Here is a 2,634-nt window from a genome sequence, read left to right as displayed (position 1 = left end):
GAGCCCAGCGCCTCGTCCCGATCAGTTCGGGCACGACCTCTCCGCTCCCCTCCCCCCGCTCGCGACGCGAGTGGCGGGGACGGGTCGGGGGTGGGGGGAGCAGCATCTCGCCGCGCGCCGGTCGTCATGGCCCGCGGCCGACACGTTTCAGAACGAGATATTCGCGTCCTTGATGATCGGCGCCCACTTGGCGATCTCGGCGGCTTGGAAGGCGGCGAGATCCTGCGGCGTGCCGCCGGCGGCGACGACGCCGAGGCTGTCGAACATCTGCTTCGCCGTGTCGGTCTTCAGGAACGCGTTGGTGGCGGCGTTCAGCTTGGCGACGATCTCGGGTGGCGTGCCGGCCGGCGCCAGCAGCGCGTACCACACCGCCGCCTCGAAGCCGGGCAGGCCGGACTCGGCCGCGGTCGGCACGTCGGGCAGGCCGCTCCACCGCTGCGCCGTGGCGATCGCCAGCGCCTTGAGCTTGCCCTCTCTCACGTTCGGCACATAAGCGGCCATCGAATCCATGCCGACGTCGATGTGGCCGCCGAGCAGGTCGGTCATGATCGGCACGCTGCCGCGATACTGCGCCTGGCCGAGCTTGACGTCGCCCTTGGCCATCAGCAGGAGGCCGGTGATGTGACCGAGCGTGCCGTTGCCCGGGAAGCCCGCGGTCAGCTTGCCGGGGTCGGCCTTGGCGAGCGCGATCAGCTCGGCGAGCGTGTTGGCCTTCAGATCGGGCCGCGCCGTGACGATCACGGGCGCGCGGCCGATCAGCACGATCGGCGAGAAGTCCTTCTGCGGATCGTAGCTCATGTCCTTGTACATGAGCTTGTTGGTCGCCGCCTGGCCCGTGGTGGCGAGCAGCAGCGTGTAGCCGTCCGGCGCCGCCTTGGCGACCGCGGCCGCCCCGATATTGCCGCCGGCGCCGCTGCGGTTGTCGATCACGACCGACTGGCCGAGGCTGCGGCCGAGCTGATCGACGAGCGCGCGGCCGATCACGTCCGAGGTCGTTCCGGGGGCGAACGGCACCACCAGGGTGATGGGACGGGTCGGCCAGTCTTGCCGCGCACCCGTCTGGGCGAAGCCTTGCGCCGGCGCGCCGGCGAGGGCGGCGGCGAGGCCGGCCGTCGCGAGCAGGCGAACACCCGACCGCCGGGACAGCACGGACCAAAGGGACAGACGGCGCATCGATCCTCCTTCCGGCGACCGAGGGGCCGCCGCACGCGTTTGCGGAATGGCCCTTCTCCGGGGCCGTTCGCCGGTCCGCGGTTCGACACCGTGCCGGCCGACGGATTGGAGCCGAAGCCTCGGCCGCTGTCGAGCCGGGTCGGGATGCGGGCCGGCCGCGGCCCGATCCCGGACGCCCGGACACGCGACGGGACGGGTGTTTCCGCGATCTCCGGGCGGGGCCAGAGCGCGTTCACGACCCCGAAACTTCGTTCTCTGTTACGAAACACTCGGCGCCGCTCCCGCGCGCCTTGGCGCCGGACCCGGTGCACGGCGCGTCGCCGCGCGTGCCGCTGTGGCGCGACGGCCCTGCGGCGAGCGTCTCGCCGACCCGGTGTATCGGGCTCGGCCCTCGCTTGTGATTCGCGGCGGACTCCCATAGGAACGATCCACGGCGGGGTGCGAAAATCGCGCCCGCCGCCTCGCCGCTGCGGCCGGGCCCCGCCTCCCCCGACCGGTTCCGCTTCGGATATGGACGTCACGTGCCGCCCGGCCGTCCCCCGGGCATCCTCGAAACCGCTCCGCGCGCCCTGCTCGCGGCCGCCTTTTTTGGGAGTGCGCAGTCCGATGCCGCGGATCTCTGGGTCACAGCCGGGTGACGGCGTTCAGGCGGTGGTGTTCGCCTTGCAGATTCTGGAATACCTGGCGCAGCGCCGCTCGACCGTCGGAGTGACGGATCTGGCGCGCGTGTTCGGCACCACCAAGAGCCGGATCTACCGCCATCTGCAGACTCTGATGGCGGCCGGCTACGTGATCCAGGAGACCGAGACCGAGCGCTACCGCACCGGCGGCCGGCTGATCGCGCTCGGCCGGGTGGTGAGCGAGAATTTCGAGCTGATGAGCGCCGCCCGCACCGTGATGGAGGAGCTGCGCGACCGGCTCGGCCACGCCGTCACGCTGTCGGAGGTGGAGCTCGCCGGGCTGCGGGTGCTCTCCACGGTCGCCGGCACGCAGCCCTTCGAGATCGGCGTCAAGCCGGGCTCGCTGCTGCCGGCGCACGCCACCGCGCAGGGCAAGCTGCTGCTCGCCTTCGGCCCCGATGCCCCGCGTGAAAAACTGCTGCGCAAGACGCTGCCCGCCAACACGCCGCAGACCGTCACCAATCCGGCCGTGCTGCGCGAGGAGCTGAAGCAGATCAAGAAGCAGGGCTGGGCGACGGCGCCGAACCAGGCCGTGGTCGGGCTCAACGCGCTCGCCGCGCCGATCCTCGACGCCACCGGCGCGCTGGTCGGCACCGTGGCGATCATCGACCTGATCCAGTTCATCCCGGCCCGCCCGACACCCGAGCAGATCCGCCGCATCGTCGAGGCCGGCAAGCGCATCTCGGCCAATATCGGATTTCGCGGCGCGAGCTGAGAGCGACCGCGTCCGCCACTTCTCCCACCAACAGCGGCGCACGGGGCGTTCCCCCCACCCCCAACC

At 71.6% G+C, this 2,634-nt stretch carries 2 protein-coding genes; one reads left to right on the top strand and one right to left on the bottom strand.

Translation table 11 applies throughout. The features are described from left to right. Positions 1-147 precede the first annotated feature (147 nt). Positions 148-1,173 (bottom strand): Bug family tripartite tricarboxylate transporter substrate binding protein, encoded by a 1,026-nt coding sequence (locus CCR97_RS29080; RefSeq protein WP_111360327.1) that lies wholly within the window; start codon positions 1,171-1,173, stop codon positions 148-150. Positions 1,174-1,779: 606 nt separating this feature from the next. On the opposite strand from CCR97_RS29080, the gene CCR97_RS29075 reads away from it, so the two are divergent. Then, positions 1,780-2,568, top strand: coding sequence for an IclR family transcriptional regulator (locus tag CCR97_RS29075; RefSeq protein ID WP_170146083.1), 789 nt, complete (start codon positions 1,780-1,782; stop codon positions 2,566-2,568). Positions 2,569-2,634: the final 66 nt, after the last annotated feature.

Origin of the sequence: Rhodoplanes elegans (assembly GCF_016653355.1) — a bacterium.
Classification (GTDB): domain Bacteria; phylum Pseudomonadota; class Alphaproteobacteria; order Rhizobiales; family Xanthobacteraceae; genus Rhodoplanes; species Rhodoplanes elegans.
This window is presented reverse-complemented; position numbering and strand designations above follow the sequence as displayed.

What these genes read in the sequence shown, in the direction of transcription:
- CCR97_RS29080 (WP_111360327.1), bottom strand. Translation starts at nt 1,173, where the DNA reads ATGCGCCGTCTGTCCCTTTGGTCCGTGCTGTCCCGGCGGTCGGGTGTT.
- CCR97_RS29075 (WP_170146083.1), top strand. Translation starts at nt 1,780, where the DNA reads ATGCCGCGGATCTCTGGGTCACAGCCGGGTGACGGCGTTCAGGCGGTG.